Raw genomic sequence first — 1,894 nt, 5'->3', positions numbered from 1 at the left:
GGGCCCCAGCCGCGACGGCAGCAGCTCGATGGCGCGCTCCTCGTCGGCCTTGAAGCCGATCTCGGGCGCGATCGCGCGCAACTGCCCCGGGTTCTGCCGCAGCGAGCCGCTCACGCGCTGGAACAGCGCGCTGAGCTTGGTCGCGGTGGCGGTGTTGCTCTCGTACCAGCCGCGGCTCGCGGCCAGGCCCACCAGGATCGGGTCGTCCTGCTGCCCGGTGGCCTGCTTCCAGATGTCGGCCACGCGCGCGATCTCGCGCGCGCCGCGCGCCACCAGCCGCGTCGCGGTCGGCTCCAGCGTGATGATCGCGTCGACGTCGCCGCGCTCGAACAGCGCCAGATTGGCGGTCGGCGAGCCGTGGATGACCTTGACGTCTTTCTTCAGGTCGATGCCGATCAGCGAGGCGGCGATGCGTGCCTGCTGGTAGGTCTCGCTGGTCTCGGCGGTGGTGGCGATGCGCTTGCCCACCAGGTCGCGCGGCGCGCGCAGGCCGCTGTCGCCGCGCACCAGCCAGCGGCCGTGGTTGTTCAGCGCGGGGCCGAACAGCACGATGTCGCTGCCGCGGTTGGCCAGCGTGGCCAGGCCGACCGCGCCGAACACGCCCACGTCGAGCGAGCCGGCGCTGAGCTGCACCTGCATCTTGCCAGGGTCGGCGGTCACCCAGTCGAGCCTGAGCGACGGATCGGTATTGAGCTTGTAGCGGTCGATCAGCGGCCGCCACACCGAGCCCGCGCTGCCCGGCGACGGCAGCGTGATGCGCACGCCGGCCGCCTGCGCGAAGGCCGCGCGCGGGGCCAGCGCGGCGGCGGCCGAAGCGGCGGAGCCGGCCGCGGCGAGAGTAAGAAGGAATTGCCTGCGTTGCATGGATGTCCTGTTCGTCAAACGCGCATGAAACCGGGGCGGGGCGCGCTCACACCACCAGCGCGCGGTGCAGCACGCGCCGGCCCTGGCCGAAGTCCGCCACGCCGCGGTGCTGCACGGTGCGGTTGTCCCAGATCAGCGCCGCGCCGTCTTCCCAGCGGTGGCGCGTCTGCACCTCGGGCGCGCCGAGCGCGTCGAACAGGATGTCGAGCAGCGCCTGGCTGGTGCGGCGCGTGACGCCGAGCACGCGCTGCGTATAGAGCTCGTTGGCGAAGATCTGCTTGCGGCCGGTCTCCGGGTGCGTGCGCACCAGCGGCACCTCGATGGGCGGATGCTTCTCGCGCTGCGCCGCGCGCTGCGCGAGGTCGTGGTAGGCCAGCGTCAGGAAGCCCTGCGCCTCGACGTCGTGGACCGCGCTCAGCGTTTCCAGGTAGGCGGCGAACAGCGGGTCGAGCAGGTCGTAGGCGGCGGTCGCGTTGGCGAACAGCGTGTCGCCGCCGACCTGCGGCGCGGCCTGCGCGAACAGCGCGGTAAACGGCGGCGGCTTCGGCTGGAACACCTGGTCCATATGCCAGATGTAGTTCATGCGGGTCTTCTTGATCGACGAGTCGATCGCGTTGAGCTGGCCGTCCTTGCCGGTTTCCGGCGTGTACGGCGTGTTCATCAGCTTCGGCGTGCCGAACAGCGCGACCAGCCGCTCGAAGTCCTCCAGCGCCACCGTGCCGGGCGCGAAGCTCAGGAAGCCGTGGCGCAGGATGCCGTCGTAGAGGAAGCGGCGCAGTGCCGCGCCGGGCTCGGCGCGCGCGTCGATGCGCAGCCCCGTGACGCGCGCGCCGACTGTGGCGGAATAGGGCGTCAGCGTGACGCCCTCGAAGGTGGCGGGCTGGCCGTGGTAGAGGCGCATGTCCAGGACCTTGGACTGGATGCGGTCCAGTTTTTCGTCGTCGACGAGGATGCCGTTCATGATTGTCGGGGGGAAGGTGTACCGGGAAGGTATGCGGGGAAAGTGGCGGGCCGCGGGCCGTTCAGGCCG

The 1,894-nt window shown here is 71.2% G+C and carries 2 protein-coding genes; both read right to left on the bottom strand.

All coding sequences use genetic code 11. The features are described from left to right. Positions 1–864, bottom strand: an 864-nt coding sequence (locus K206_RS0127365; protein ID WP_020205564.1) for an ABC transporter substrate-binding protein, incomplete at its 3' end; no start/stop codon positions are given. Between the two features lie 46 nt (positions 865–910). Continuing rightward, the gene (locus K206_RS0127360) at positions 911–1,825 is read right to left on the bottom strand and encodes a TauD/TfdA family dioxygenase (RefSeq protein WP_020205563.1); all 915 of its coding nucleotides are present in this window, start codon (positions 1,823–1,825) and stop codon (positions 911–913) included. Positions 1,826–1,894 lie beyond the last annotated feature (69 nt).

It is taken from the genome of Cupriavidus sp. WS (genome assembly GCF_000395345.1).
Classification (GTDB): Bacteria; Pseudomonadota; Gammaproteobacteria; order Burkholderiales; family Burkholderiaceae; genus Cupriavidus; species Cupriavidus basilensis_B.
The sequence above is the reverse complement of the archived record's forward strand: the minus strand, read 5'-3'. Positions and strand labels throughout refer to the sequence as shown.

Bases quoted from the DNA above. Each gene is read 5' to 3' on its own strand.
- K206_RS0127360 (WP_020205563.1), bottom strand. From the start codon at position 1,825: ATGAACGGCATCCTCGTCGACGACGAAAAACTGGACCGCATCCAGTCC.